26 protein-coding genes are annotated in these 23,191 nt (G+C 40.6%); 23 read left to right on the top strand and 3 right to left on the bottom strand.

Annotated features, from left to right (window positions below; translation table 11 throughout):
* Positions 1 to 13 precede the first annotated feature (13 nt).
* The 5 genes from JYB65_RS10155 to JYB65_RS10135 all read left to right on the top strand — a co-directional run bounded on the left by JYB65_RS10155 (position 14) and on the right by JYB65_RS10135 (position 4,396).
* On the top strand, positions 14 to 769 hold the full coding sequence (locus JYB65_RS10155) for a flagellar hook-basal body protein (protein WP_206582561.1): 756 nt from the start codon (positions 14 to 16) through the stop codon (positions 767 to 769).
* Positions 770 to 799: 30 nt separating this feature from the next.
* On the top strand, positions 800 to 1,507 hold the full coding sequence (locus JYB65_RS10150) for a flagellar hook-basal body protein (RefSeq protein WP_206582560.1): 708 nt from the start codon (positions 800 to 802) through the stop codon (positions 1,505 to 1,507).
* 54 nt (positions 1,508 to 1,561) lie between these two features.
* Complete coding sequence (locus JYB65_RS10145) at positions 1,562 to 3,214, top strand: flagellar assembly protein A (protein WP_206582559.1); 1,653 nt, start codon at positions 1,562 to 1,564, stop codon at positions 3,212 to 3,214.
* A gap of 77 nt (positions 3,215 to 3,291) precedes the next feature.
* A complete protein-coding gene (locus tag JYB65_RS10140; RefSeq protein WP_206582713.1) occupies positions 3,292 to 3,918 on the top strand; it encodes a chemotaxis protein CheC in 627 nt (208 codons plus the stop codon).
* Positions 3,911 to 4,396, top strand: coding sequence for a chemotaxis protein CheD (locus JYB65_RS10135; RefSeq protein WP_206582558.1), 486 nt, complete (start codon positions 3,911 to 3,913; stop codon positions 4,394 to 4,396). Before JYB65_RS10140 ends, JYB65_RS10135 begins: the two co-directional genes overlap by 8 nt.
* Before the next feature lie 67 nt (positions 4,397 to 4,463).
* On the opposite strand, the gene JYB65_RS10130 is transcribed toward JYB65_RS10135, so the two are convergent.
* Both JYB65_RS10130 and JYB65_RS10125 read right to left on the bottom strand, forming a co-directional pair.
* Positions 4,464 to 5,201, bottom strand: coding sequence for a late competence development ComFB family protein (locus JYB65_RS10130; protein WP_206582557.1), 738 nt, complete (start codon positions 5,199 to 5,201; stop codon positions 4,464 to 4,466).
* A 2-nt stretch (positions 5,202 to 5,203) separates the two neighbouring features.
* Positions 5,204 to 5,965, bottom strand: coding sequence for a ParA family protein (locus JYB65_RS10125; RefSeq protein ID WP_206582556.1), 762 nt, complete (start codon positions 5,963 to 5,965; stop codon positions 5,204 to 5,206).
* Between the two features lie 159 nt (positions 5,966 to 6,124).
* On the opposite strand from JYB65_RS10125, the gene fliD reads away from it, so the two are divergent.
* From fliD to JYB65_RS15130, 13 genes are all read left to right on the top strand, one after another.
* The gene (fliD, locus tag JYB65_RS10120) at positions 6,125 to 8,437 is read left to right on the top strand and encodes a flagellar filament capping protein FliD (protein WP_206582555.1); all 2,313 of its coding nucleotides are present in this window, start codon (positions 6,125 to 6,127) and stop codon (positions 8,435 to 8,437) included.
* Positions 8,438 to 8,501: 64 nt separating this feature from the next.
* On the top strand, positions 8,502 to 8,915 hold the full coding sequence (locus JYB65_RS10115) for a flagellar export chaperone FliS (RefSeq protein ID WP_206582554.1): 414 nt from the start codon (positions 8,502 to 8,504) through the stop codon (positions 8,913 to 8,915).
* Between the two features lie 75 nt (positions 8,916 to 8,990).
* On the top strand, positions 8,991 to 9,386 hold the full coding sequence (locus JYB65_RS10110) for a hypothetical protein (RefSeq protein WP_206582553.1): 396 nt from the start codon (positions 8,991 to 8,993) through the stop codon (positions 9,384 to 9,386).
* A gap of 12 nt (positions 9,387 to 9,398) precedes the next feature.
* A complete protein-coding gene (locus JYB65_RS10105; RefSeq protein ID WP_206582552.1) occupies positions 9,399 to 9,971 on the top strand; it encodes a xanthine phosphoribosyltransferase in 573 nt (190 codons plus the stop codon).
* 250 nt (positions 9,972 to 10,221) lie between these two features.
* A complete protein-coding gene (locus JYB65_RS10100; RefSeq protein ID WP_206582551.1) occupies positions 10,222 to 11,319 on the top strand; it encodes a BMP family ABC transporter substrate-binding protein in 1,098 nt (365 codons plus the stop codon).
* 199 nt (positions 11,320 to 11,518) lie between these two features.
* Positions 11,519 to 13,060, top strand: coding sequence for an ABC transporter ATP-binding protein (locus JYB65_RS10095; RefSeq protein ID WP_206582550.1), 1,542 nt, complete (start codon positions 11,519 to 11,521; stop codon positions 13,058 to 13,060).
* On the top strand, positions 13,047 to 14,132 hold the full coding sequence (locus JYB65_RS10090) for an ABC transporter permease (protein WP_342366654.1): 1,086 nt from the start codon (positions 13,047 to 13,049) through the stop codon (positions 14,130 to 14,132). The genes JYB65_RS10095 and JYB65_RS10090 overlap by 14 nt, the downstream gene beginning before the upstream one ends.
* A 3-nt stretch (positions 14,133 to 14,135) precedes the next feature.
* A complete protein-coding gene (locus JYB65_RS10085; protein WP_206582549.1) occupies positions 14,136 to 15,062 on the top strand; it encodes an ABC transporter permease in 927 nt (308 codons plus the stop codon).
* A gap of 272 nt (positions 15,063 to 15,334) precedes the next feature.
* Positions 15,335 to 16,006, top strand: coding sequence for a lipoprotein intramolecular transacylase Lit (locus tag JYB65_RS10080; protein WP_206582548.1), 672 nt, complete (start codon positions 15,335 to 15,337; stop codon positions 16,004 to 16,006).
* Positions 16,007 to 16,020: 14 nt separating this feature from the next.
* Positions 16,021 to 16,563 carry a DJ-1 family glyoxalase III gene (locus JYB65_RS10075; RefSeq protein ID WP_206582547.1) on the top strand — a complete coding sequence of 181 codons (543 nt, stop codon included), beginning with the start codon at positions 16,021 to 16,023 and terminating at the stop codon, positions 16,561 to 16,563.
* A 25-nt stretch (positions 16,564 to 16,588) separates the two neighbouring features.
* A complete protein-coding gene (locus JYB65_RS10070) occupies positions 16,589 to 17,401 on the top strand; it encodes a PHP domain-containing protein (protein WP_206582546.1) in 813 nt (270 codons plus the stop codon).
* A gap of 109 nt (positions 17,402 to 17,510) precedes the next feature.
* Entirely contained in the window at positions 17,511 to 17,756 is a 246-nt protein-coding gene (locus JYB65_RS10065; protein WP_206582545.1) for a YdbC family protein, read from the top strand.
* A gap of 84 nt (positions 17,757 to 17,840) precedes the next feature.
* Entirely contained in the window at positions 17,841 to 17,969 is a 129-nt protein-coding gene (locus JYB65_RS15130; RefSeq protein WP_280634496.1) for a hypothetical protein, read from the top strand.
* Between the two features lie 58 nt (positions 17,970 to 18,027).
* Here JYB65_RS15130 and JYB65_RS10060 read toward each other — a convergent pair whose 3' ends face one another.
* Positions 18,028 to 18,225 carry a DUF378 domain-containing protein gene (locus JYB65_RS10060; RefSeq protein WP_206582711.1) on the bottom strand — a complete coding sequence of 66 codons (198 nt, stop codon included), beginning with the start codon at positions 18,223 to 18,225 and terminating at the stop codon, positions 18,028 to 18,030.
* An 88-nt stretch (positions 18,226 to 18,313) separates the two neighbouring features.
* Here JYB65_RS10060 and JYB65_RS10055 point away from each other — a divergent pair, with 88 nt between their 5' ends.
* The 5 genes from JYB65_RS10055 (at position 18,314) to rplC (ending at position 23,170) form a co-directional block, all read left to right on the top strand.
* Complete coding sequence (locus tag JYB65_RS10055; protein ID WP_206582544.1) at positions 18,314 to 19,975, top strand: nucleoside kinase; 1,662 nt, start codon at positions 18,314 to 18,316, stop codon at positions 19,973 to 19,975.
* A gap of 24 nt (positions 19,976 to 19,999) precedes the next feature.
* Entirely contained in the window at positions 20,000 to 20,965 is a 966-nt protein-coding gene (locus JYB65_RS10050) for a carbohydrate kinase family protein (RefSeq protein ID WP_206582543.1), read from the top strand.
* Positions 20,966 to 20,986: 21 nt separating this feature from the next.
* Positions 20,987 to 21,628: a lactate utilization protein gene (locus JYB65_RS10045; RefSeq protein WP_206582542.1), complete on the top strand. Its 642-nt coding sequence runs from the start codon at positions 20,987 to 20,989 to the stop codon at positions 21,626 to 21,628.
* 444 nt (positions 21,629 to 22,072) lie between these two features.
* A complete protein-coding gene (gene rpsJ, locus JYB65_RS10040) occupies positions 22,073 to 22,384 on the top strand; it encodes a 30S ribosomal protein S10 (RefSeq protein WP_206582541.1) in 312 nt (103 codons plus the stop codon).
* 150 nt (positions 22,385 to 22,534) lie between these two features.
* Positions 22,535 to 23,170, top strand: coding sequence for a 50S ribosomal protein L3 (gene rplC / locus JYB65_RS10035; protein ID WP_206582540.1), 636 nt, complete (start codon positions 22,535 to 22,537; stop codon positions 23,168 to 23,170).
* The last annotated feature ends 21 nt before the right edge of the window (positions 23,171 to 23,191 follow it).

The following is a 23,191-nucleotide window of genomic DNA, read 5'->3' as shown; positions in this document are numbered from 1 at the left end:
AGGGAAAATTGTAATGTTTAAGGGATTTTATATGGCAACATCAGGTATGTTAACCCAGTCGCGGATTATGAATACGATCAGTAATAATATATCCAATGCATCGACGCCCGGATACAAGGCAGATACATTGGCAACAACCACTTTTGAGGAGACGATGATTAGCCGGACAGGAAATAAAGACAAGAGTACATATACTCCTCTTAATACTTCTGCTATGATTCGTACTGCTGATGAATTGGTGACGAATTATACGGAAGGAAGCTTGAACTTTACAGAGAGAAAGTTGGATTTTGCGGTATCAGGCACAGGTTTTTTTGAGATTCAAACACCTGACGGAGAAACACAATATACGCGAAATGGTTCTTTTACGATAGACAATCAAGGGTATCTGACGTTACCTCATATCGGCAGAGTAATGGGGAAGGATGGCCCGATACAGCTGACTACCGATAAGATTAGTGCAGATAAGGAAGGCAATATAACAGACGCCGACACCGGCAAAACAGTAGCGCAGTTTAAGCTAACCGATTTTACGGAGTATAAGCAGCTGCAGAAAGTAGACGAAGGAATGTTTGAAAATACGGATGCGGCGAATGCAACGACTTCAGCAGGACAAGTCTTGCAAGGAGCGTTAGAACGCTCCAACGTATCCGCTATGGATGAAATGATGGGGATGATCACCAGTCAAAGAGCCTTTCAAAGTGCCAGTCAAATTGCAAAGCAATATGACCAGCTGATGGCAAAGGCTGTTGAACTCGGATCACTTTAGTCTAGCAGTATAATTTAAGGAGGATTTTCAATGGATATTTCTTTCTACACAGCGGGCGTTGGTGCTAAAGCGCAGCAAGCTAAATTAGATGTGATTGCCAATAATATGGCCAATGCTAATACAACCGGTTATAAATCCCAAAGCGCAGGTTTCGAAGATTTACTCTACAGCAATATTAGAGATGCAGAGGCAGCGGACTCTCAGCTGAAAGTCGGAAGCGGAGTTCGAGTGGAAAAGACCGACATCAATTTCTCTTCCGGCGGGATGATGCCTACAGATGGGGAATATGATTATGCAATTGTAGGAGATGATGGTTTCTTTGCGGTACAAAATCCTGCTACGAATGAAATTTATTATACGAGAAGCGGTGCTTTCCAACAATCTGTTGCAAAGGATGGGAAGGGCTATCTGGTGAATTCAGTCGGTGATTTTGTATTGGACGAGAACCTGAAAAAAATTGAATTGAACGGTCAGGAATTTAAACCGGGTGTATTTGACTTTAATGTGAAAGACGGCATGTTGCTTGCCGGAGATAATTTATATTCACCTACACAGAAAAATGGTCAGGCAATATTGCAGAAAGATGCGGTATTATCAACCGGATACCTCGAGGCTTCAAACGTAGAAGTGTCAGACGAAATGGTAAAATTAATTGAATCACAACGATCTTATTCCTTAGCATTAAAAATGGTCCAAACTTCAAATGAAGTGGAAGAGACTATTAACAACCTTAGATAAACGATAATATAAGAATTCGCTTATTGGCTTATAGCTAAAGAAGAGGTGCTGATTATGGCAAGATTCGACAGTATGAACAACAGAATTGAAGAAAAAGATCAAACGGAACAGAAAAATTTGGAAACTGAACAGCTTGTTCAGCAATCCGCGTCGGAGGAGCCTAATGGTCAGGAAGATATAAATATCCCTGAGAATTTAGATAGCCTGAAACTTCCTGATGACTTTTTTGCCGAATTGGAGGCTATGGACCGAAAAGTATCTTTTAATATTTTCTTTTCACCCGATAACATGACGGCTTACGTGCGGGCAGAAAATTACAGCAAAGAAAAAGATGCTGATAATAGCGTTCCGACGTCGGAAATTTATGCGCTGCTCAGTGAAAAGAAAGTGGTGTATGGTATTGATCATGAGGGCATTGCCGAATATTGTAAAGGCATGATCTATTACAAAGACTTCATTGCAGCTCAAGGCTTGAGACCTGTAAACGGTACAGATGGAACGGTAGAATATTTTTTTTCTACAGAAGAGAGCTATCAACCAAAGGAATTGCCGGATGGAACAGTAGATTATAAAGACCTTGGCTTAATAAAAAATGTTGAAGCAGGAGATCTATTGTGCAAGATTATACCACCTACGGAAGGGACTGCGGGGACTACTATCTTCGGTGAATCAGTCCAAGCAAAGTCGGGGAGTTGGCCTCAAATCAAGGCCGGGAAAAACGTGACGCTTTCGGAAGACCAGTTGCAATATATTGCAGCTACGAATGGCATGGTACAGAAAAATAGAGACGCGATAGAAGTAAAGGATATATACACCGTATCTGGTGACGTAGGCCCTGCAACCGGAAACATCCGCTTTAACGGCACCGTTAATATCACTGGAAGTGTTTTATCTAATTTTTCTGTTTTTGCAAATGGTGACATTGTTGTAAACGGTTTTGTAGAGGGGAGTTTTTTGAATGCTTCCGGGAATATTGTGATCCATAAAGGCATCAATGGTGTAGACGGAAATGGTATGCGAAAAGGCGTAATCAAAGCAGATGGAAACGTTACCGTAAAGTTTGCTGAAATGGCTAAGATCGTGGCGGGAGGCTTTGTATATTGTGATTACTGTATGAACAGCGATGTTCGCGCAGGGGATTCGATTATTGGAAAAGGAAATCGAGCCGCTCTTTTTGGAGGGAATTATATTGCAGGGAAAGTGATTGAAGCGAATACAATAGGCAGCGATATGAATATCCCGATGGACGTTCAAATCATTCCGTTCTGGCAGGAGTTAAAAAATTTAGAGGTAGAACCTGTTGAACGAATCAAGCAGACTCACGCAGCACTGTCGGAGATGGATAAAGGGGTCTCAAAGTTAAGAAAGCTGTATGAAATGCTGGAAGTTGAAATGGCTGCCGCCAGCAAAAGGCGTAACATGGATACGCCGAATGATATTGAATTAAAAAAAGAAAAATTAAAGAATTTAATTATTAAATATGAAACTGTCAAGAAAGAATTACAGAATTTAAAGTCAGAAAAAGAGAAGCTGGAACGGTTAAATGATTGTCAAGGCTGTATGGTGATAGCGAAAAAGGTGATTCACACGAATACAAGAATCACCATCGGAAGTGCTATGCTTCGTCTAAATGCAGATATGGCAATGCAGACGTTTACAGAAAATAACCGAGTGATAGAATCTCATAATATGGTGCCGGGAAGGTAAATGGTTGGATCAAGTGCTCCGAGAGGGCAGCAACATAATTAGTTTAATTTTGGTAAACGAGAAGGAGAAGGAGTACCATGGGTATCAAAAGCTACGAAGATCTAGATGCAATGCAGCTGGATGCATTAAGGGAGATCGGAAATATAGGCTCCGGCAATGCAGCGACTGCTTTATCAGAGACGATAGGAAAGCCAGTACATATTGATTTGCCGAATGTTCAAATTTTGGACATCAATGATGCGGTAGAAAAGTTAGGGGGGCCGGAAAAAATTGTGGCCGGCATACTGGTGAAGCTGGGAGGCGGTATTGAAGGGGCAATGCTCAGCATACAGTCTCTTGAAATGATCAATACCATGCTGGATGGATTGATGGGGACTAAGTCTGTGAGCTTTGAAGAGATGGATGACATGCAGATATCCGCCATCACCGAAATCGGCAATATATTGATGGCTTCTTATGTAAACGCAATTGCGGAAATGATAGGGATGAAAGTCACCATCTCTGTTCCCGGAGTAGCAATCAACATGATGGGAGCAATGATTACCGTACCGATGGCTACTTATTGCTATGAAGCAGAAAAAATCATGATGATAGAAGGGCATTTTTCTTTTGACGGGCAAATGCATGAGGACAACTTATTGTTAATCCCCGAAGTAAATTCATTAAAGACAATTCTCTCAAGATTAGGAGTGTACAATGAGTAAACTAGTGACTGTAGGTATTGCTGAAATGGGCATCGCAACAGGTACCGACCAGCTAGTCACTTATGCGTTAGGTTCTTGTATTGGTGTATGTTTATTCGATAAAAATCAAAAAATTGCAGGGATGGTACATATTATGCTGCCTACGGCTCCTGAAGCCGGTGCTAAAAATTCAATCTACCGATATGCAGATACCGGGGTACCGACACTGCTGCAAAAAATGGAAAGCATGGGAGCCAAAAAAGTTTCCTTGACGGCAAAGATTGCCGGCGGGGCTAAAATGTTCGATATTCCGGGAGACTCTTTAGTAGGCAATATAGGAGATCGAAATATTACGGCTGTAAAAAGTGTTTTAGCAACGTTAAGGATTCCGATCATAGGAGAGGATGTAGGTTCTAATTATGCGAGAACCATGTTCTTTAATGCTACGGACGGAATGGTAACCATTAAGGCGTTCTCAAGAGGAATGAGCACATGGTAAAATAAAAACCCTGAAAACGAAAGGAATAGTTTTCAGGGTTTTCTTTTTATCAGTATATTATTTATGTTCAATCAGAATTCGAATTTACATGATTCGGATTAATTTTCACTCGAATGCAAGCTTTTGTAATCGCAGAGGTTAAATCTGCACCATACTGTGTTTCATAGCTGGATAGCTTTTGGTATAAATGCCCCTTATCTGTTACGGTATAAAGAGGGGCTACATGATTCAGTGCAAAGGCCATCACGTCATAAGTACAGTTCTGGCAAGTACACATATTAAAAGACTTCATGACATCCGGTACTTTGGCTCGAATCACATCTTCCGCAAGATTATGAAGTATTTTAGAATCATTTGCGCAACTGGGCTCATAATCGTTGATCATATTTAATTTGGTTGGCATCTCTGGATTTTCCTCCTCATCAAACTCTTCCAATACAAATTTTTCACTTACTATTTCTTCGATTTTTATTTCATCAGATTCAGTCAGTGATTCTTCCGTTAATTCTATTTCAGCATCTTCTTCAACTGGACTCATTTCTTGATTTTGTAAAGAGGTTAACTGCTCTTGCTTTATTAGCTCCTGTTCCAATTCTTGCTTCACTAAATCGGATAGCAGATCATCTTTTGGTTCCCCCTGAATCTCTACTACTACTGTTGAAGGTGATGCGGATTTTTCTTCTGTTGATGGAATTGAGGCAAGATGATTATCGCCTTTTTCATGAGAGGTGGAATCGTTCAATTCTCCTGAACCATTTGTGAGAAGACTTAAAACGTGTGCTGTCTTATTGCTTTTTTTTGGCATTTTTAAAGACCTCCGTTTATTAATTCTTTTACAAAATTATAATAATCCACACAAGCGGTTGCCTTTGGGGAATATTCTAAAAGTCCTAAACCATGTGCAGGTGCTTCAGCCACTGCTACACTGTTCCTTATGGTAGTTTTGGCCAACTTCGTTCCAAGTTGGTCTGCAATTTTTTGGGTCATATCCGCCACTTCCTGAGTCAGTGCGGCACGTTTATTATATTTTGTCAGCAGGATACAAGTTAAATTTAATTTTGGATTATAGTATTTCTGCACATTTTCAATCGTCTCTTTGATTTGACTGATCCCCAGTAAACTTAATATTTCCGGAATCATCGGTATGATAAGATCATCTGCACATACATAGGCGTTCACAGTCAGTATGTTTAAAGCGGGAGGGGTATCAATGACGACGTAATCGTATACATCTTTGATATCTTTAATCGCTTCGGAAAGAAGAAATTCTCTGCCGGCATGACTAAATTCAAGCTCCGCAGTACTCAAAAGGATATTGGATGGTATAAAGTGCCCGCAGTCTATTTGACGAACGGATTCCTGAACGGTTGCTTTTCCCTTAAAGACCTCGTATAAGCTTACCCCTTCTTCAATGTTGATTCCTAAACTGAACCCAAGACTACCTTGTGGATCCAAATCAATGCCTAAAACTTTATAGCCCATTTTTGAAAGACCACTGATTAATGCATTGCAAGTGGTAGTTTTTGCAACGCCACCTTTTTGGTTGGTGACTGCTATTACTTTTGCCAATTTATTTCTCCCTTTTCCTTTATTATTACTTAACTAATTTTATCACATGACGATATATAAGTATAGAAAAAATGATTTTGATAGGATTAAAAAAACAGAAAAAGTGGGCGCGACAGGAAGTCGGCGCTATAAAATATAAAGATTTAGGGAGGAATGAGTATGAATATAAGCAGCAGCAGTACTTCCACGAGTGCTACTACCTATTCGTCGAAGGGATTTTCAGGCTTAGTGAGCGGATTGGATACAGATGCTTTAGTACAAGCTATGACCTCAGATGTACAGGCGAAGATTGATAAAATAAAACAGCAGCAGCAGACTTATTCATGGAAGCAGGAGGCCTACCGAGAGGTTATCACTGCTATAACCAACTTTCAAAACAAGTACTTTTCTTATACATCCCCTACCAACCTACTTTCGGCTGCATTTTTTAATACGACTACCATGGTACCGCAAGGGAAAAATGCGAGTGCTATTGCCGTGAGCGGGACAAGCACAACGTCAACGCCGACTTACAGCATTACGGGGATTAGTCAGCTGGCTACAAAAGCGAGCATGACGACAGGAGGGAGTTTAGGCAAATCCACCATTACAACGGGGGCTATTTCCTTCGGCGATAGAACGGTATGTGCGGCAGCAGGAGGATCCCTTTCTATAAAGTACGGCGGAAGCGTATACAATGTGAGCATCGGGAATGATGTATCCGCATTAACTGCTGAAGATATGGCGACCGTGTTAAACGATGCGATGAAGAATGTAACACTCAGCTCCGGCAGTACGCTGGGGGACAAGCTTGCTTTTTCCGCATCAGGAGAGACACTTTCTCTCGGCTTTACAGGAGAGGACAGCAATACCTTCTCGATTAGCGGTGGAACAACCGCTACGTTAGCTGCTTTGGGTTTTTCCGCAGGCGATAGTGAGAGCGGCGGGAAAATTACTGCGTCAAGCGAAGCAGATCTTGCCAAGACGATTCCATACAGTCTGGCAAACAAAAGTTTGACTTTTAACTTCAATGGCACCAGTAAGACGATTACGTTCACCCAAGCGGAATCCGACAGCGTAGCAAATGTAAGTGACCTACAAGCACTTCTTCAAAACAAACTGAATACTTCTTTTGGCTCCAATAAAATTACAGTTACTGAAGATACCACTGCAGGAACTTTAAAGTTCAGTACGGATGACACATCTACCTTAAAAATCACTTCGACAACGAGCGATACATTAGGAGCCACCGGCGTATTTAATTTATCAAATGAGGCTTCCAATCGACTGGACACCACAAAGAAAATTTCTGAGCTCGGTTTAACGCCTGGCTCAGATGGAAAATATACGATCAATATAAATGGAAAATCCTTGTCCTTTACAGGAGATACGGAAATCAGCGCTGTTCTGAGTCAAATCAACGGCGATACGGATGCAGGCATTAATGTCACTTATTTGAACACTACCGGAAGATTTAACATCACTGCGGATGAAACCGGCATACAGGGGAAGGTCAACATTTATGACGAATCGGGAGGATTAGCGGAGGCGCTCTTTGGTGCGGATGCTTTATATAATAAAACAACGAGTACCGAATCTTCTCTGATCACAGCGGGCCAGGACCTGAAAATGACGATTCGTTATTCAGGGGCTTCAAGCGATACAGACATCATCAGAAGTTCCAATGGTGTCACCTTGGACGGATTGAACTTTACGGCTAAATCCACGTTTGATGCTAGTACTGCGGATGAGATTACGTTTACGGCCTCTTCCGAAACGGATAAGGTTGTCGATGCGATTAAGTCGATGATTACCGACTATAACAGCTTGATTGATCAAATCACGAGTTATACGGAAACGAAGAAAGATACCGATTATAAACCTTTGACAGATGCACAAAAAGAGGAAATGACGACGGAGGAGATCGAGAAATGGGAGGCGAAGGCAAAGCAAGGGATTTTGTTTGGCGATTCCACCTTAACTTCTTTGGCTTCCAGTCTTCGATTTGTATTCTCAACAGTCGTAAGTGGGGTGGGGAATGCCTCGTCAATAGGAATCAGCACGTCTTCCTACTATTCGGATAACGGGAAGATTACACTGGATGAAGCAAAGCTGAAATCCGCCCTCGAATCGGACCCCGACAAGGTAAAGAATCTGTTTACCGCTACTTCGGAACAAAGTGCGAGCGTAACTGGAAGCGGATATCTGGCCGGAGGACTTTCAACTCGATTGAAAACAATAACGGAAGCCTATGCGAAGTCAAGCGGCGCCTATAAGGGGAAATTGGTGGCCCTGGCAGGTATTGCAAATAACACAACAACTACCGATAACTACATCGCAAGGCAACAGAAGATTCTTTCAAATAGGCTGACGTATTTACAAGATCTTTTGACAGCCAGACAGGACCGATATCAATCCAAATTTACGAGTCTTGAAACTTATATATCTAAGATGAATTCTCAGAGCAGTTGGCTGGCTTCTTCAACGAGCTAATGGCAGAATAAAAAGCGATAATAAATGTGTGTGATTAAAATACATAGAAAGAGAGAAAAGGCTCATGATAAGTTATGGATATCAACAATATAAGGCGCAGTCTGTAGAAACTATGACAAAAGGAGAAATGCTGATTCTTTTGTATGATGAGATTAATAAAAGATTGTTGAGAGCGAAGAAAAGCCTTGCAGAGGGAGAAGTTCAACTCTTTGAGGCGGACGTTCAACGGGCGATTGATATCGTAAGATATTTAATAAAAAGCCTTGACAGACGCTATCCGATCAGTAATGATTTATATAGAATGTATGATTTTATTAATTTTGACCTTTCAAGATTAAAATCAGGACGTAATTTAAGTATTATTGATGAGATAACGCCCTTGGTGAAGGACTTAAGAGATACGTTTAAAGAGGCAGATCGTTTAGCGAAAAACAGCGTAAATGCTGTAAAGTCAAATCCGGATAGCAGCGTCGGCTGAGACTTCTTTATGATATAGTCAATATTGCTTGCGATATTGCCCAGCCACTAAAGTGTTAAGCGGAGGTAGATGCAGTTGGATAGTTTTACAGCAACAAATAAAGTGTTAGACAACTTAAAGTTGAAATATCGGTATGTGGATAATATCATGAATTTAACGAAAGACCTGGAACAAGCCATTCTTTCGAACGATACGGTGTCTTTAGGAGCAATTTTGGACATGAGGGGGAACGTCATGGAGATGGTGGATAAACTGGATTCAGAGAACAGGGAAATAGCCTCCCATTTACCAAGTCCTTTAAGAGAGCGAATAGAAAGTATTATCATACCTAAAAAAGAAGCTGAACCGATTACTTTAGATAATCCTTTAGAAACCAATATTTATGATACGAATAAAAGAATTGGAGCGTTATTGGCCAAAATTATTAAATTGGATACTGCGCTCAATCAAAAAGTGTCTGGGCGAAAATAGTAAGGAGAATCAATGGAAAGTTTAAAGCAGAAAATACGAACAGAAGGGCAAACAATCGGCTCGGAAATTATTAAAGTAGATGGGTTCCTGAACCATCAAATCGATGTTAAATTTATGGAGGAGATCGGAAGGGAATTTAGAAAACGTTTTCAAGGGGAAGAAGTGACAAAAATACTAACGGTAGAATCCAGCGGCATTGCAATCGCCTGTGAAGCATCAAAGTCCTTTGATTATATCCCTGTCGTTTTCGCAAAGAAAGCTGCTCCGAGCACGATGGTAGAAGGTTGCTACAGTGTTGAAGCGAGATCCTTTACGAAAGGAACGGTCTCTAGCCTGAGAGTTTCTAAAAAATTTCTCTCAGAAGGTGACAGGGTATTGATCTTAGACGATTTCCTTGCTTCAGGAGAGGCATCGATTGCACTGGTTAAAATGGCTCGCAAAGCAGGTGCACAGGTAGTTGGCGTTGGTGCTGTGATTGAAAAAGAATTCCAAGGCGGCGGTGCCAAGCTTCGCGAAATGGATTGCAGGGTAGAGTCTCTGGCTGTTATCGTAAAGATTGAAGATGGTATTATTGCATTCAAATAATCAGAAGTATAAAATGACGTATTTTAGAGCAAAAATAGAAGCATGAAGTTCGACAAGTCACGAACTTTATGCTTTTTTTATACGCAAAAGCTTTCGTTTTACTATAAAACAACTTTACTTCACAAGGACGAATGCGTATAATTAATAATGCATAGGGGTGCTTGCAGGATTTTACAAAATATGTGTAAATGAGTCAGCACCGTTTTGTTTGTTTTTATATTTGGTATTAATAATAAAAAGGAGACAAATGATGAAAAAGTTTTTAGCTATTTTCTTAATCCTAGTGATGGCGTTCAGCGTTACCGCCTGTGGTAAAAAGGAAGAAGCAACTGACAAGAAGACAGATGAAGCCCTAAAGGTAGGGTTTATCTACATCGGAACAAAGAATGACGGTGGATTCACTCAGGCTCAGTACGAAGGTGCTGCAGCAATGCAAGAACACTTCAACGGAAAAGTAGAAATTTTAACAATGGAAAATGTACCTGACACGGATAAGTCTGCGGCGAAGGATGCAGCGACAAACCTTATCGATCAGGGATGTACTGTAATCGTTGGATGCAGCTATGGTTTTATGGATGCATTGGATGAGTTGGCGAATTCCGGAGATTATGACAATATTAAATTCCTTCACTTCTCAGGAAATAAAATGAACGATAAGAACTTCGGTAACTTCTTCGGCGCTACAGAAGAGCCAAGATATTTAACAGGTATTATTGCCGGTATGATGACAAAGACGGACAAGCTTGGCTATGTCGCAGCATATCCTTATACAGAAGTACAAATTGGTATTGATGCATTTACTCTTGGCGCACAGTCTGTAAATCCGGATGTACAAGTGAAGGTTGTATATATCAACAGCTGGTATGATCCTGAAAAGGAAAGAAGCGCTGCAGATGAGTTATTAGCTCAGGGCTGCGATATCTTAACACAGCACTGTGATACAACAGGTCCTCAGGTAGCTGCTTCAGAAGCAGGTGCTTATGCAATCGGTTACAACATGGACAACAGCCAGGTTGTTCCGGATGCGTTCTTAACAGCACCGATTTGGCACCATGAAGTATTCCTAATCCCTACTATTCAGGCTATTATGGACGGAACATGGACTCCTGAATCATACTATGGTACAATTGCTGACGGCTATGTAGACATCGCTCCAATGACAGATTTGGTTCCTGCAGATGTACAAGCGAAGGTGGACGAAGTAAAGGCTAAAATGAAAGCAGGCGAATTTGCTCCATTCTCCGGAAAGATTGAATACAATGACGGCACAGTTCTTTGTCAGGATGGACAGACCTTAACAAGAGAAGAAATCTGGAAGATTGACGGCCTTGTAAAGGGAGCGAACTAGTAATCATTGAAACATGCTTCGGCATTGCTTGCATGTTATAATGAACGCTAAGATTAAATACAGCGTTGCTGTAAGGAAGCGTTCATTGAAACATGCTTCGACATGGCTTGCATGTTATAAATTAATTTAGAACGTTTAAAGGGTATGACTTCAGACAAGCCATACCCTTTACTTGCTATACAAACCAGCGGAGGTATTCATGAGCGAGCAGCAAGCAGCTATACAAATGAATCATATCACCAAATCCTTTGGTTCCTTAAAGGCGAATGACGATGTGAACCTGACTATTTATCCGGGAGAAGTTCATGCTTTGCTTGGAGAGAACGGGGCAGGAAAAAGTACTCTGATGAATATGTTATCGGGTATTTACACGCCTGATGAAGGGTCCATTTATATCTATGGGAAAGAAGTCCAGTTCACTTCACCTGGAGATGCGATTAAATTGGGAATCGGTATGATTCACCAACATTTTAAATTAGTGGATGTATTGTCGGCAAAAGATAATGTGATTCTAGGACAGAAAACAAGTTTCTTTATGAAAGGAAAGCAGCTGTCTAAAAAAGTAAAAGATATTTCGGATCAATATGGCTTAGACCTTAATCCGGATAAAAAAGTTTATGAAATGTCTGTAGGGGAAAAACAGACCTTAGAGATCATTAAAGTGCTATTTAGAGGTGCTAAGATTCTGATTTTGGACGAACCTACGGCAGTACTTACACCGCAAGAAATAAAACGTTTGTTTACGATTATAAACAATATGAAAGAACAAGGCTGTGCTGTTGTTATCATTACACATAAATTAAATGAAGTAATGGAAATAAGCGACAGGATTACGGTACTCCGAAAAGGACATTCGGTCGAAACCGTAAATACGAAAGATGTGGAAGTCCCGGCATTGATTGAGATGATGGTTGGGAAGAAAATGGATCTTTCACTTGAAAGAGAGAATATACCCAATAAGAAGGTCTTATTGGATTTAGATAATGTAACCGTTTTGGATAATGAAAAAAAACCTGCCTTAGCTGAGGTCAGCTTTGCTTTGTACGGCGGAGAGATCTTAGGCGTTGCAGGAGTGGCCGGAAGCGGACAGAAAGAATTGTGTGAAACCATTGCAGGTTTGAATATTGCCAATAAAGGTCGTATCTTTTTTGAAGGCGACAATATTGTGGGTAAAACGCCGAGAGACATCATAAAACTTGGGATTCGAATGGGGTTTATTCCGGAGGACCGACTTGGCATGGGGTTAGTTGGAAGCATGGATATTGTTCATAATCTGATTTTGAAGGATTATCAAAGCCAGCCGGGAATGATCTTAAAAAGAGGACCTTATATCGCAAAATCGAAAGAATTGGTAGAACGATTGGAGATCAAGACCCCTAATATTTATACTCCGGTAAAAAAGCTTTCCGGAGGAAACATTCAGAAAGTACTGCTTGGAAGAGAAATCGATTCTTCTCCGCGAGTACTGATTACGGCATACCCGGTAAGAGGATTGGATATCGGAGCCTCTTACAAAATCTATGACTTGCTCAATGAGCAGAAAAAGAATGGAGTTGGCATCCTATTTATAGGAGAGGATTTAGATGTGCTGCTGGAACTATGCGACAGAATCATGGTACTATGCGGAGGAAAAGTAACAGGAATTGTGAAAGCCTCTGAAGTAACAAAGGAAGAAGTTGGCTTGTTAATGACCGGTACTGTTCTGGAAAAGGAGGATGTTGGATTTAATGAATTTGCTTAAAATAACAAAGAGAGACAATCTAAACAGAAAAAATGAAATCATAATCCGTACTCTTGCCATTGTCCTTTCTATTGTTTGCGCGGGTATCATTTTGATTATTTTCGGATTGAACCCACTGGAAATTTTCAAAGCCATCTTTGAGGGGGCTATTGGAACAGACTTACGAATAAAGCAAACCATCATAAAAGCTATTCCGTTGATCATAACGTCTCTTGGTATCTTGGTTGCGTTTAAGATGAAATTCTGGAATATCGGAGGAGAAGGACAAATTGTAATGGGTGCAATGGCAGCCACGTTTGTCGCTTTAAACTTCAGTAGTTTGCCGAAGCCGGTACTGCTCTTTGCGATGGCGGCAGCGGCCATGATAACAGGTGGCTTTTGGGCTTTTGTCCCGGCGATCTTCAAGGCTAGAATGGGGACGAATGAAACTATTTTTACGCTGATGATGAACTATATCGCTATTAAATTTGTAACCTATTTGCAATATGGACCGTGGATGGACCCCAATGCGAACGGCTTCCCTAGAGTAGTGCCTTTTGGTGTCAATGCCGTTTTACCGTCTTTGTTTGGTGTTCATATCGGATGGGTAATCGCACTTATTTGCATTGTGGCTGTCTATTTTTTAATGAAGTATACGAAACTGGGATATGAAATTACGGTAGTCGGAGAAAGTATAGAAACGGCACGTTATGCAGGAATGAATATTAATCGGGTTATCGTAGTAGCCATGCTGATTTCAGGAGGACTTTGCGGACTAGTGGGTATGATTCAGGCTTCTGCGATTGAAAAAACTCTTGTGGCCGGAATTTCCGCCGGATATGGATTTACTGCCATTATCACCGCTTGGCTTGCACGGTTAAATGCGATTACGACATTCTTTGTATGCGTTGCATTTGCGATGCTGATTCAAGGCGGCGCTTATATCCAGCTTGCCATGAATGTGCCTAGCGCAGTATCAAGTATTGTACAAGGTACGATCTTGTTCTTTGTATTAGGAAGTGAATTCTTTATTCAATATAAAGTGAGTCTTACCCGCAAAACAGGGAAGCAGACATCGAAGGAGGTGGCTTAATTTATGGAAGCTTTTTTAGCAGCATGTATTGTAGCCGGAACTCCGTTGGTCTTTGCCACTGTAGGGGAATTGATTACAGAAAAATCAGGGAGCCTGAACCTAGGTGTTGAGGGAATGATGCTGATCGGTGCGGTCATGGGATTTATGACAGCATTTACAACTGGGAATCCGATTTTAGCAGTCGTTTGTGCCGCTTTAGCGGGGGCATTTGGTGCATTGATTTTTGCGTTTTTAACCGTCACACTCAAGGCGAATCAAGTAGTAACCGGCTTGACCTTAACCATATTCGGAACGGGATTTGCCAGTTTTGTAGGACAGCCGAATATTGGTTGTTCTGTACCGCAAACAGTGAGTCACTTTTTTGCGAAAACGCCCATTCCGGTTTTAGGGGACCTCCCATTTATTGGACCCATCTTTTTTAAACAAGATATTTTTGTGTATCTGAGCTATATTCTTGTTATTGTAGCATGTATTTATCTGTATAGAACCCGAATCGGTTTAAATATGCGGGCTATAGGAGAAAATGCAGGCGCCGCTGATGCATCCGGTATTAATATAACGCTCTATAAGTATGCGCACATCATAACCGGAGGAGCCCTATGCGGGTTGGGAGGGGCATATCTTTCGTTGATACGTGTGCCCATCTGGCAGGCTGATGTGGTTACGGGACGCGGATGGATTGCTGTCGCCCTGGTAATCTTTGCTTCGTGGAATCCGTTAAAAGCTTTGATCGGAGCCATTTTCTTCGGCGGTTTAAGTATACTTGGATTGAGACTTCAAGCAATGGGATTTTCCATCTCCCAATACTTAGTAGACATGATTCCGTATGTAGCAACTGTCGTAATCGTCATCATCAGTACACATAAAAGGAAAAAAGAAAGCCAGCCGCCTGCTGATCTGGGAAATAATTATTTTAGAGAAGAACGATAAAGATATTTAATAATGGGACGTGATTGGTCTTATACAAAACAAAAAATGTATAGAGCGGCACGTCCTTCTTGTCACCTAAAAATATTATTTTTTTAGATAAAACTAAACCGTCAAGCATAGAGGCTATTGTAAAGGAGTATTTATAAATAGAAATAAGTGGGGACTTGCACGAATCAAAAATAATGGTTATAATGAGTATAAATTCGCAAAAAAATGACGATAATTGTAAAAAAATAAGTAAATTAGTACATAAATTAAGGGAATGAGAGAAAATGAAAATTTTTTTAAGGATACTATCCATTCTATTGGTAGTAGCGATACCAATTGTGACTATCTGTCTTGGGATCAACGTTGCAACCAGAATGCCGGATGTTTATCAGTATGAATTTAAGTCGACTGATATCTTAGATAGCATGAACATAGACTTGACGGATGATGAAATGGGTGAGTTCATTTCACATTTTATGATGGGCAGAACCTCTCAATTCCAGCTTTGGACGGAGGATGACGATAAGCCTGATCCGGTTTTTTCGAACGATGAAATGGCTGCGGCAAGCCAATTGAGACATGATTTAAATGTTCTGACCATTGTGAGTATGATATTGATAATTCCTATGCTGATAGCTTTTATTCTGTTAAGAAGGAAAGAGCTGAATCAAGAAATAAGAAAATATTATTGTAGGGGATTGCTTCTTTACGTTATACTATTAATTGTAGCGGTAATCAGCATAACCCTATTGTCATCTGCCGAGTTTACTATTTGGCATTTGACCGATTACGTTGTAAAAGAAGAGACGACGGATCTTCTGCCTCAGCTTATTACAGAAGGTTTGGTGAGAAAGATTGAACTGGCCTCTTTGTGTATATCAGGGGTTTTTATGGGCATCATCGGGTATGTTATCTATAAGATTACGGCACCAAAGAGAATCTTTTCAAGGAATTAGCAGAGGAGGAGAAGATGGTTTACGTACATTTTGCTCAAGGGTTTGAAGAAGTGGAAGCTTTAACTTGCATAGACGTAATGCGAAGAGCCGGAATTGAAGCTGTTATGGTTAGCATGACAGGAGAAAAAATAGTAAAAAGTGTTCGAAATATAGGCATACAAACAGACATTTTATTTGAAGAAGCCGATTATGAAAGCTGTGAAATGATTGTTCTTCCGGGAGGAATGCCGGGGGCAAAAAATTTAGGCGAGCATGAAGGCTTGGTTCAACATATAAAGGATTTTTCGGCGAATGGGAAATGGATTGCGGCAATATGTGCGGCCCCGATGGTGTTTGGACATAACGGGCTGTTGACAGGCAAAAAAGCAACCATCTATCCGGGGATGGAGGAGCATTTGATAGGAGCGGCCTACAGCACGGACCGTGTGGCAGTAGACGGAAATGTGATTACCTCAAAAGGTCCCGGTACAGCCATGGAGTTTGCCGTTACAATAGTGGAATTACTGAAGGGCAAGGCGCTTGCCGAAAAATTAAAAAATGATTTAGTGATGATTTAATGCTGTGATAAATGAGGAAATTAATATGTCTTACAAAACAGATTTACATTTGCATACGTATTTTTCCGATGGCTCCATGTCGCCGACGGATATTGTGAAACGGGCGAAGGAAATGGGCTATGAACTGATTTCCATTACGGATCATGATGGTGTAGACGGTATACCGGAAGCAACGATTGCGGGAAAGGCTTTAGGAATTAAAGTGATCCCTGGGATTGAGCTTTCTACGGAAGATGAGCAGCGCATTTCTATGCATATACTGGGCTATGATATTGATATTGACAATCCGGAATTATTAGATAAATTGAAAGAATTAAAACAAAAGCGCAAAGACAGAAACGATCAGCTGATTGAGGTACTGAACAAAATGGGCTATGCCATTTCAATGGAAGACCTGCGCTTTACAGAGGGGCAAAGCTATATTGGAAAACCGATTATCGCAAGGGCTCTTTTAAAAAAAGGATATATCACGGATGCAAAGCAGGCTTTTGAATCGGGGAAGTTTCTAGAATCACCGGAAGCAAAGGCTGTTAAAAAAGACAAAATATCAGCGGAAGAAGCGATCACGCTGATTAAAAAGGCAGGAGGCATTGCCGTACTGGCGCATCCGATGAAAATAAAAAAAATAGGTGACCGCGGAACAGATCAGTTTTATGAAGAACTGGAGAAACTCATTCAAAAAATGAAAGCATTTGGATTAAAGGGAATCGAATGCTACCATACCGATCAAACGAATCAAGAGAGCCTTCGTCTTGTTGAGCTGGCTGAAAAATATCATTTGCATATTACGGAAGGCTCGGATTATCATGGGCCTGAATTTGAGAAACCTCATGCGTGAGGTTTTATTTTTTTATTGCTTAGAAAGGCAGCAAGAGTACTTTTGCGTTGACAAAATATGTAAAATATTGTAAAATGAGTTAAAATATTTTGAAAAGGAGAGTTACTTTATGGCCGATTTAGAAAAGAAAAAAGGTGAGGTTACTTACGAAATAACCGAGCATATAGGTGTTATTGCGCAATATCCGAATAATTGGACAAAAGAATTAAATCGGATTAGCTGGAACGGAACAAATCCGAAGTTTGATATCAGAGATTGGGATGAAAAACACGAACATATGTCCCGAGGGATCACCCTGCACTTAGAAGAAGTAAAAATTTTAAAAGAGCTTTTAACAGATGCGCAACTGGCATAGAACATTATTCCTACACTCCGCATATAGTAAATAATAAATTAATTAGTAAATATATAATTACTATTTGCTGAGGAGGTAAATATTATGTCATGCGGAAACTACGGAAACAGAGGAATAGATGACAGCTTACTTTTCTTTTTCCTGATACTAGTTTTAATGTTTTGCAATCCGTCATTCTTCGGATGCGGCGGCAGCGATACATGTGGGTGCTAATTAAGTAGCAACATAAAAATGCAGACACTGGATGGTGTCTGCATTTTTAATGTTTAAGTTACTGCCTATGCGGCCTAAAGAATGTGATAGCATATAATCCACAAAGCCCTACAAGAGCGAAAATAGTGCGGGTGACCAATTCTAAATTTTGACCTAAAATACTGGAGATCAAGTCGTATCTAAAGAAGCCAACAAGTCCCCAATTAATAGCGCCTATAATAATAAGTGCAAGTACTAAATTTCTCAAAGATATCACTCCTTTCATAGAGTATTTTAACCCTTTTATGTAGAAAATATGATACAATAAGCTATTAAACAAAATTTGTATTTTAGGAGGACTTTACATGCAGATTGTATTAAAGCTGGAGCCAAGGTCAAATGAAATTACTATTGATATAGAAGAAAATACTACTATTATACAATTGATCGAAAAATTTAAAGAACAATTACCATATACGATACTAGCCGCTAAACGGAATAATGAATTAGTTGAATTAAATACGGCATTAATCAATCCTTGCAAAGTAGAATTACTGGATATGCGGACTCAGGCTGCGAATTTGATTTATCAATATAGTTTATGCCTGATTTATTTGAAAGCAGTGGAAGATGTTCTTGGAAAAGTCACTGTCGAAATACAGAATTCGATTAACAAGGGCATCTATACGATGATTAAAAAGCGCGAGCTGATTACCAATGAAGAAGTTCTTGCTATTGACAATAGAATGCGTGAAATTGTAAAAGCGGATATTCCGTATATAAAACAAGTGATTGATATAAATGAAGCCACGGAAGCCTTACTTTATTCTGAATTTTTTCAAAAATTAAAATTGCTTCAAGCCAACCCCAAGGTTAAGACCGTAAAAGCATATTCTTTAGATGGGTATAAGGATTTCTTTTATGGTTTGATGGTTCCGTCTACGGGATATATTCAGCATTTTGAATTAAAAAAATACAGAAAAGGCGTGCTGCTGAGATTTCCTCATCCTAATAATCCAAATGTGATTCCGGAGTTTATAGATGAATCCAAAATGTATGCGGCCTTTGGCGAGGCGACGCTTTGGGGCCGACTGATGGAAGTTTCGTATGTAACAGATTTAAATGAAAAAGTCAGGAACGGACAATATAAAGAACTAATTCAGCTTTCGGAAGCATTGCATGAGAAGCGAATTGCCGAAATCGCGGATTTAATTACCAAACAAAGAAAACGAATTATTTTAATTGCAGGGCCATCTTCATCGGGAAAAACAACCTTTGCTAAAAGGCTTCTTATACAACTGAAAGTGAACGGATTAAAACCGCTCTATATGGGCACGGACGATTATTTTGTTGAACGGGAAGATACCGCATTGGATGAACACGGAAAACCCAATTTTGAAGATATATCGGCAATTGATATTAAACTGTTTAACAGTAATATGAATGACTTATTGGCTGGAAAAGACGTCGATTTACCTGTTTTTGATTTTATGACAGGCCATAAGCGGTTTGGTGAACGGATTACTTCTATTGGTTCTGAACAGCCTATTATCATAGAAGGAATACATGCCCTCAATCAGGAACTCACTCCTTATATGGAGGAATATCAGAAATTTAAAATTTATATCAGCCCGCTGACTCAATTAAATATTGATGAGCATAACCGTATTCCGACCACCGATGCACGTATGCTCAGGAGAATGGTGCGGGACTACAAGTTCAGAGGTAATTCCGCAAAACGCACCATTGATGGATGGAAGAGCGTGAGGGACGGAGAAGATCGCAATATTTTCCCGTATAGCAATGAAGCAGACGTCTTCTTTAACTCGGTTCATCTATATGAACTGGCGGTTTTAAAAAAGTATGCAGAGCCTCTTTTAAAAGCGATTACGAAGGACGAACCGGAGTATTGTGAAGCGGTTAGGCTGTTAAAGTTTCTAAACTTTTTTGAAGCGATAGAGGATGATTCTATGATCGCGAATAATTCCATTCTTCGAGAATTTATAGGTGGAAGCATTTTTGTATAAGAACGGCTTTGGAGGAATAGGCTGATGAGTGATATTACGATTATTGGGGGTATAACGGCGGATATTGAAGGGAATCCTTATGGTCAGCTTGCACGAGGAGAATCCAATCCGGGGAAAATTTCAATTGCCTACGGAGGGGTAGGCAGAAATATTACCGAGAACCTTGCCAGGCTAGGAGCGGACGTTGCGTTTGTTTCAGCGGCAGGAAATGATTTTGTAGGACGTGCAGCAGTACAGGAATTAAAACAACTTGGTGTTAATATCGAGAAAGTAAGCTTGCTGGATGATGAGAATACGGCAATGTACCTTTCTATTTTAAATATTGTGGGGGATATGGAACTTGCACTTTGCAACATGGATGTGCTGGAGCGGATTTCAATTGATTTCATTCATGATGCAATGAAGGTATTAAAGGCTTCAAAAATAGTAGGCATTGATGCCAACTTGACGGAAGAAGTGCAGGACTTTATCACAAGGAAACTGCATGATGCAGGTATTCCTGTTTTTTTAGATCCTGTTTCGGCACCGAAAGCAGAACGGGCCAAAAAGATGATAGGCCGATTTCATACCATAAAGCCAAACCGCGGGGAAGCTGAAATTCTCAGCGGATTGAGTATTCTAAATGAAGAACAGCTGAGGGGCGCCGGCAGGTGGTTTTCTCAGCAAGGCGTGAAACGGATTTTTATTACCTTGGGTTCGGGCGGGGTGTATTATAAGGAAGGTGAGCGGGAAGGCATCATTAGGCCCCAAGCTGTTCATTTGGTCAGTGCAACCGGTGCGGGGGATGCTTTTTCAGCAGCCATCATGGATGCTCATGTAAAGCAGATGGATATAGAAGAAACGGCTCGCTATGGCATGGCGGCGGCTGCTGTTGCGATGGAGGCAAAAACAGCTGTCAATCCGAAGATGTGTTTGGAATCGATTGATGAAAAATTAAGAAAAGGCATATTTAATCTAAGTTTACTGAATAATAATGTATTGATTGAGTAGTGAAATAAAGGGAGTGATAAGATGAGCGACGCAATAAAAGCAGCAAACAAAAAACAGATTGAATGTATTATTAAAAACTTGGAAAGACGTAATATGGCGGGCTACTATTGCGAAAACATGGAAGATGCTTATGATACGGTCATGTCTCTCATTGCAGACGATACGGTTGTCGGATGGGGCGGTTCTTCCACTTTAAGTGAAATCGGAATAAAAGAAGGCTTGAGGGAAAGAAAATTAACGGTGATCGATCCCTATAGCATGAGCGATCCGAAAGAATCAATGGCTGCTAAAATTAGACTGCTCCGTTCCGATAGTTTTCTGATGAGTACCAATGCCATCACATTGGACGGTGAACTGGTGAACATTGACGGTTCCGGGAATCGTGTCGCTGCACTTTGTTTTGGACCGAAGCAAGTGATTGTAGTTGTAGGAGCCAATAAAATTGTAGAGTCGGAAAAGCATGCGATTTCTAGAATTAAAACCCAAAGTTGTCCTCCGAATGCCATTCGCTTAAAAAAACAAACCCCTTGCGGAGTAACGGGCAAATGCACCGAATGTCTCGTTCCGGGAGAAACGATGTGCTGTACGACGATGGTTACACGATTCAGCAACGTTCCGAAGAGAATTAAAGTAATACTGGTAAACGAAAATTTAGGATATTAAAAAAACCCATACACTATATATAGGGCACAACACAACGGTGCCCTATATATATGGGGAAACATGAAACACATGGCACAGTGTATGAAAATAGTCGCTCGAAGCATTGAAAACATGAGAATATACGAATAAATAGAGGGAAAAAACTATTGAATTATTTTTTAAAAAGGTATTGCATTTATTGTAAATATAGTGTATATTGTAAAAGCTTGCTTTAGGCGATGAAGTAGGAAGTTGCTGAGCTATCAGGTAATTTCTACGGAGAATTGTCCCCACTCGATGGGGGCGAAGGGATTCGCCGGCTTTTTCTCTGTGTTAAAAAAACATGAAACACACGGGAGCGTGTGCAAAGAAAGCAAACGTTGCGTGCACGTTGAAAAGCAGGAGTTTAGAACCCCTTGTACAGGCATAGCGAAAACGTACAAAAAATTTAGGAGGAAAGAAAAAATGAGCGAACAACAAAAAATCAGAATTAAGCTTAAGGCATATGACCACAAGTCATTAGACCTATCTGCAGCTAAAATTGTTGAGACAGCTAAGAAAACAGGCGCTGATGTTTCAGGACCTATTCCGCTTCCAACAGAAAAAGAGATCGTTACAATTTTAAGAGCGGTTCACAAGTACAAGGACAGCAGAGAGCAGTTCGAACAGAGAACGCACAAGAGATTGATTGACATCACAAACACAACACCGAAGACGGTAGATGCTTTGATGAAGCTTGATTTACCGGCAGGCGTTGACATCGAAATTAAGTTATAGTGAGTTCACTCTTAGGAGACTACGAGAATGAATTTACTGAAACATGTTAACTGACATGTTGAAACAGTAAGGGAACTCCCCTTAGAAAGATTGCACGAGAGGGCATTACACCAAACCGGAACAATCCGCTGTAAGAAAAGGAGAAGAAATATGAAAACTATTTTAGGTAAGAAAATCGGAATGACTCAGATTTTCTCAGAAGCAGGAGAAGTGATCCCTGTAACTGTTATCGAGGCAGGACCTGCAGTAGTAACTCAGGTTAAGACAGTTGAAACAGATGGCTACAATGCTGTTCAGATTGGCTTCGAAGATACAAAGGAACACAGAGTGACAAAGCCTTTGGCAGGTCACTTCAAGAAGAATGAACTTGGATTGAAGAAATATCTTGCAGAGTTCAGAATGGAAGACGGCGAAGCTTATGAAGTGGGACAGACTATCACAGTTGCTGATTTTGAAGCTGGCAAGAAGTTAGATGTAACTGGAACTTCAAAGGGTAAAGGAACGCAGGGTAACATCAAGAGACACGGACACCATAGAGGCCCTACCACCCACGGTTCGAAGCATAAGAGACTTGCAGGTGCATTAGCTGCAGGTACGTACCCTTCCAGAGTATTCAAGGGTAACAAGGGTCCTGGTAGAATGGGACGTGACACAGTAACTGTACAGAACGTTGTTTTAGCAAAGGTGATCGAAGAGAGAAACCTTCTATTGGTAAGAGGTGCTATACCTGGCCCTAAGGGTGGCTTGGTTCGCGTTCAGTATGCAGTAAAAGGTCAGGACAAATAAATAGAACTTCAGAAAGGAGGA

The organism is Clostridium aminobutyricum, assembly GCF_017255415.1.
GTDB lineage: Bacteria > Bacillota > Clostridia > Peptostreptococcales > Anaerovoracaceae > Aminipila > Aminipila aminobutyrica.
The sequence above is the reverse complement of the archived record's forward strand: the minus strand, read 5'-3'. Positions and strand labels throughout refer to the sequence as shown.

Coding starts and splice junctions, on each gene's coding strand:
- JYB65_RS10155 (WP_206582561.1), top strand. CDS start 14: ATGTTTAAGGGATTTTATATGGCAACATCAGGTATGTTAACCCAGTCG.
- JYB65_RS10150 (WP_206582560.1), top strand. CDS start 800: ATGGATATTTCTTTCTACACAGCGGGCGTTGGTGCTAAAGCGCAGCAA.
- JYB65_RS10145 (WP_206582559.1), top strand. CDS start 1,562: ATGGCAAGATTCGACAGTATGAACAACAGAATTGAAGAAAAAGATCAA.
- JYB65_RS10140 (WP_206582713.1), top strand. CDS start 3,292: ATGGGTATCAAAAGCTACGAAGATCTAGATGCAATGCAGCTGGATGCA.
- JYB65_RS10135 (WP_206582558.1), top strand. CDS start 3,911: ATGAGTAAACTAGTGACTGTAGGTATTGCTGAAATGGGCATCGCAACA.
- JYB65_RS10130 (WP_206582557.1), bottom strand. CDS start 5,201: ATGCCAAAAAAAAGCAATAAGACAGCACACGTTTTAAGTCTTCTCACA.
- fliD (WP_206582555.1), top strand. CDS start 6,125: ATGAATATAAGCAGCAGCAGTACTTCCACGAGTGCTACTACCTATTCG.
- JYB65_RS10115 (WP_206582554.1), top strand. CDS start 8,502: ATGATAAGTTATGGATATCAACAATATAAGGCGCAGTCTGTAGAAACT.
- JYB65_RS10105 (WP_206582552.1), top strand. CDS start 9,399: ATGGAAAGTTTAAAGCAGAAAATACGAACAGAAGGGCAAACAATCGGC.
- JYB65_RS10100 (WP_206582551.1), top strand. CDS start 10,222: ATGAAAAAGTTTTTAGCTATTTTCTTAATCCTAGTGATGGCGTTCAGC.
- JYB65_RS10095 (WP_206582550.1), top strand. CDS start 11,519: ATGAGCGAGCAGCAAGCAGCTATACAAATGAATCATATCACCAAATCC.
- JYB65_RS10090 (WP_342366654.1), top strand. CDS start 13,047: ATGAATTTGCTTAAAATAACAAAGAGAGACAATCTAAACAGAAAAAAT.
- JYB65_RS10085 (WP_206582549.1), top strand. CDS start 14,136: ATGGAAGCTTTTTTAGCAGCATGTATTGTAGCCGGAACTCCGTTGGTC.
- JYB65_RS10080 (WP_206582548.1), top strand. CDS start 15,335: ATGAAAATTTTTTTAAGGATACTATCCATTCTATTGGTAGTAGCGATA.
- JYB65_RS10075 (WP_206582547.1), top strand. CDS start 16,021: ATGGTTTACGTACATTTTGCTCAAGGGTTTGAAGAAGTGGAAGCTTTA.
- JYB65_RS10070 (WP_206582546.1), top strand. CDS start 16,589: ATGTCTTACAAAACAGATTTACATTTGCATACGTATTTTTCCGATGGC.
- JYB65_RS10065 (WP_206582545.1), top strand. CDS start 17,511: ATGGCCGATTTAGAAAAGAAAAAAGGTGAGGTTACTTACGAAATAACC.
- JYB65_RS15130 (WP_280634496.1), top strand. CDS start 17,841: ATGTCATGCGGAAACTACGGAAACAGAGGAATAGATGACAGCTTACTT.
- JYB65_RS10055 (WP_206582544.1), top strand. CDS start 18,314: ATGCAGATTGTATTAAAGCTGGAGCCAAGGTCAAATGAAATTACTATT.
- JYB65_RS10050 (WP_206582543.1), top strand. CDS start 20,000: ATGAGTGATATTACGATTATTGGGGGTATAACGGCGGATATTGAAGGG.
- JYB65_RS10045 (WP_206582542.1), top strand. CDS start 20,987: ATGAGCGACGCAATAAAAGCAGCAAACAAAAAACAGATTGAATGTATT.
- rpsJ (WP_206582541.1), top strand. CDS start 22,073: ATGAGCGAACAACAAAAAATCAGAATTAAGCTTAAGGCATATGACCAC.
- rplC (WP_206582540.1), top strand. CDS start 22,535: ATGAAAACTATTTTAGGTAAGAAAATCGGAATGACTCAGATTTTCTCA.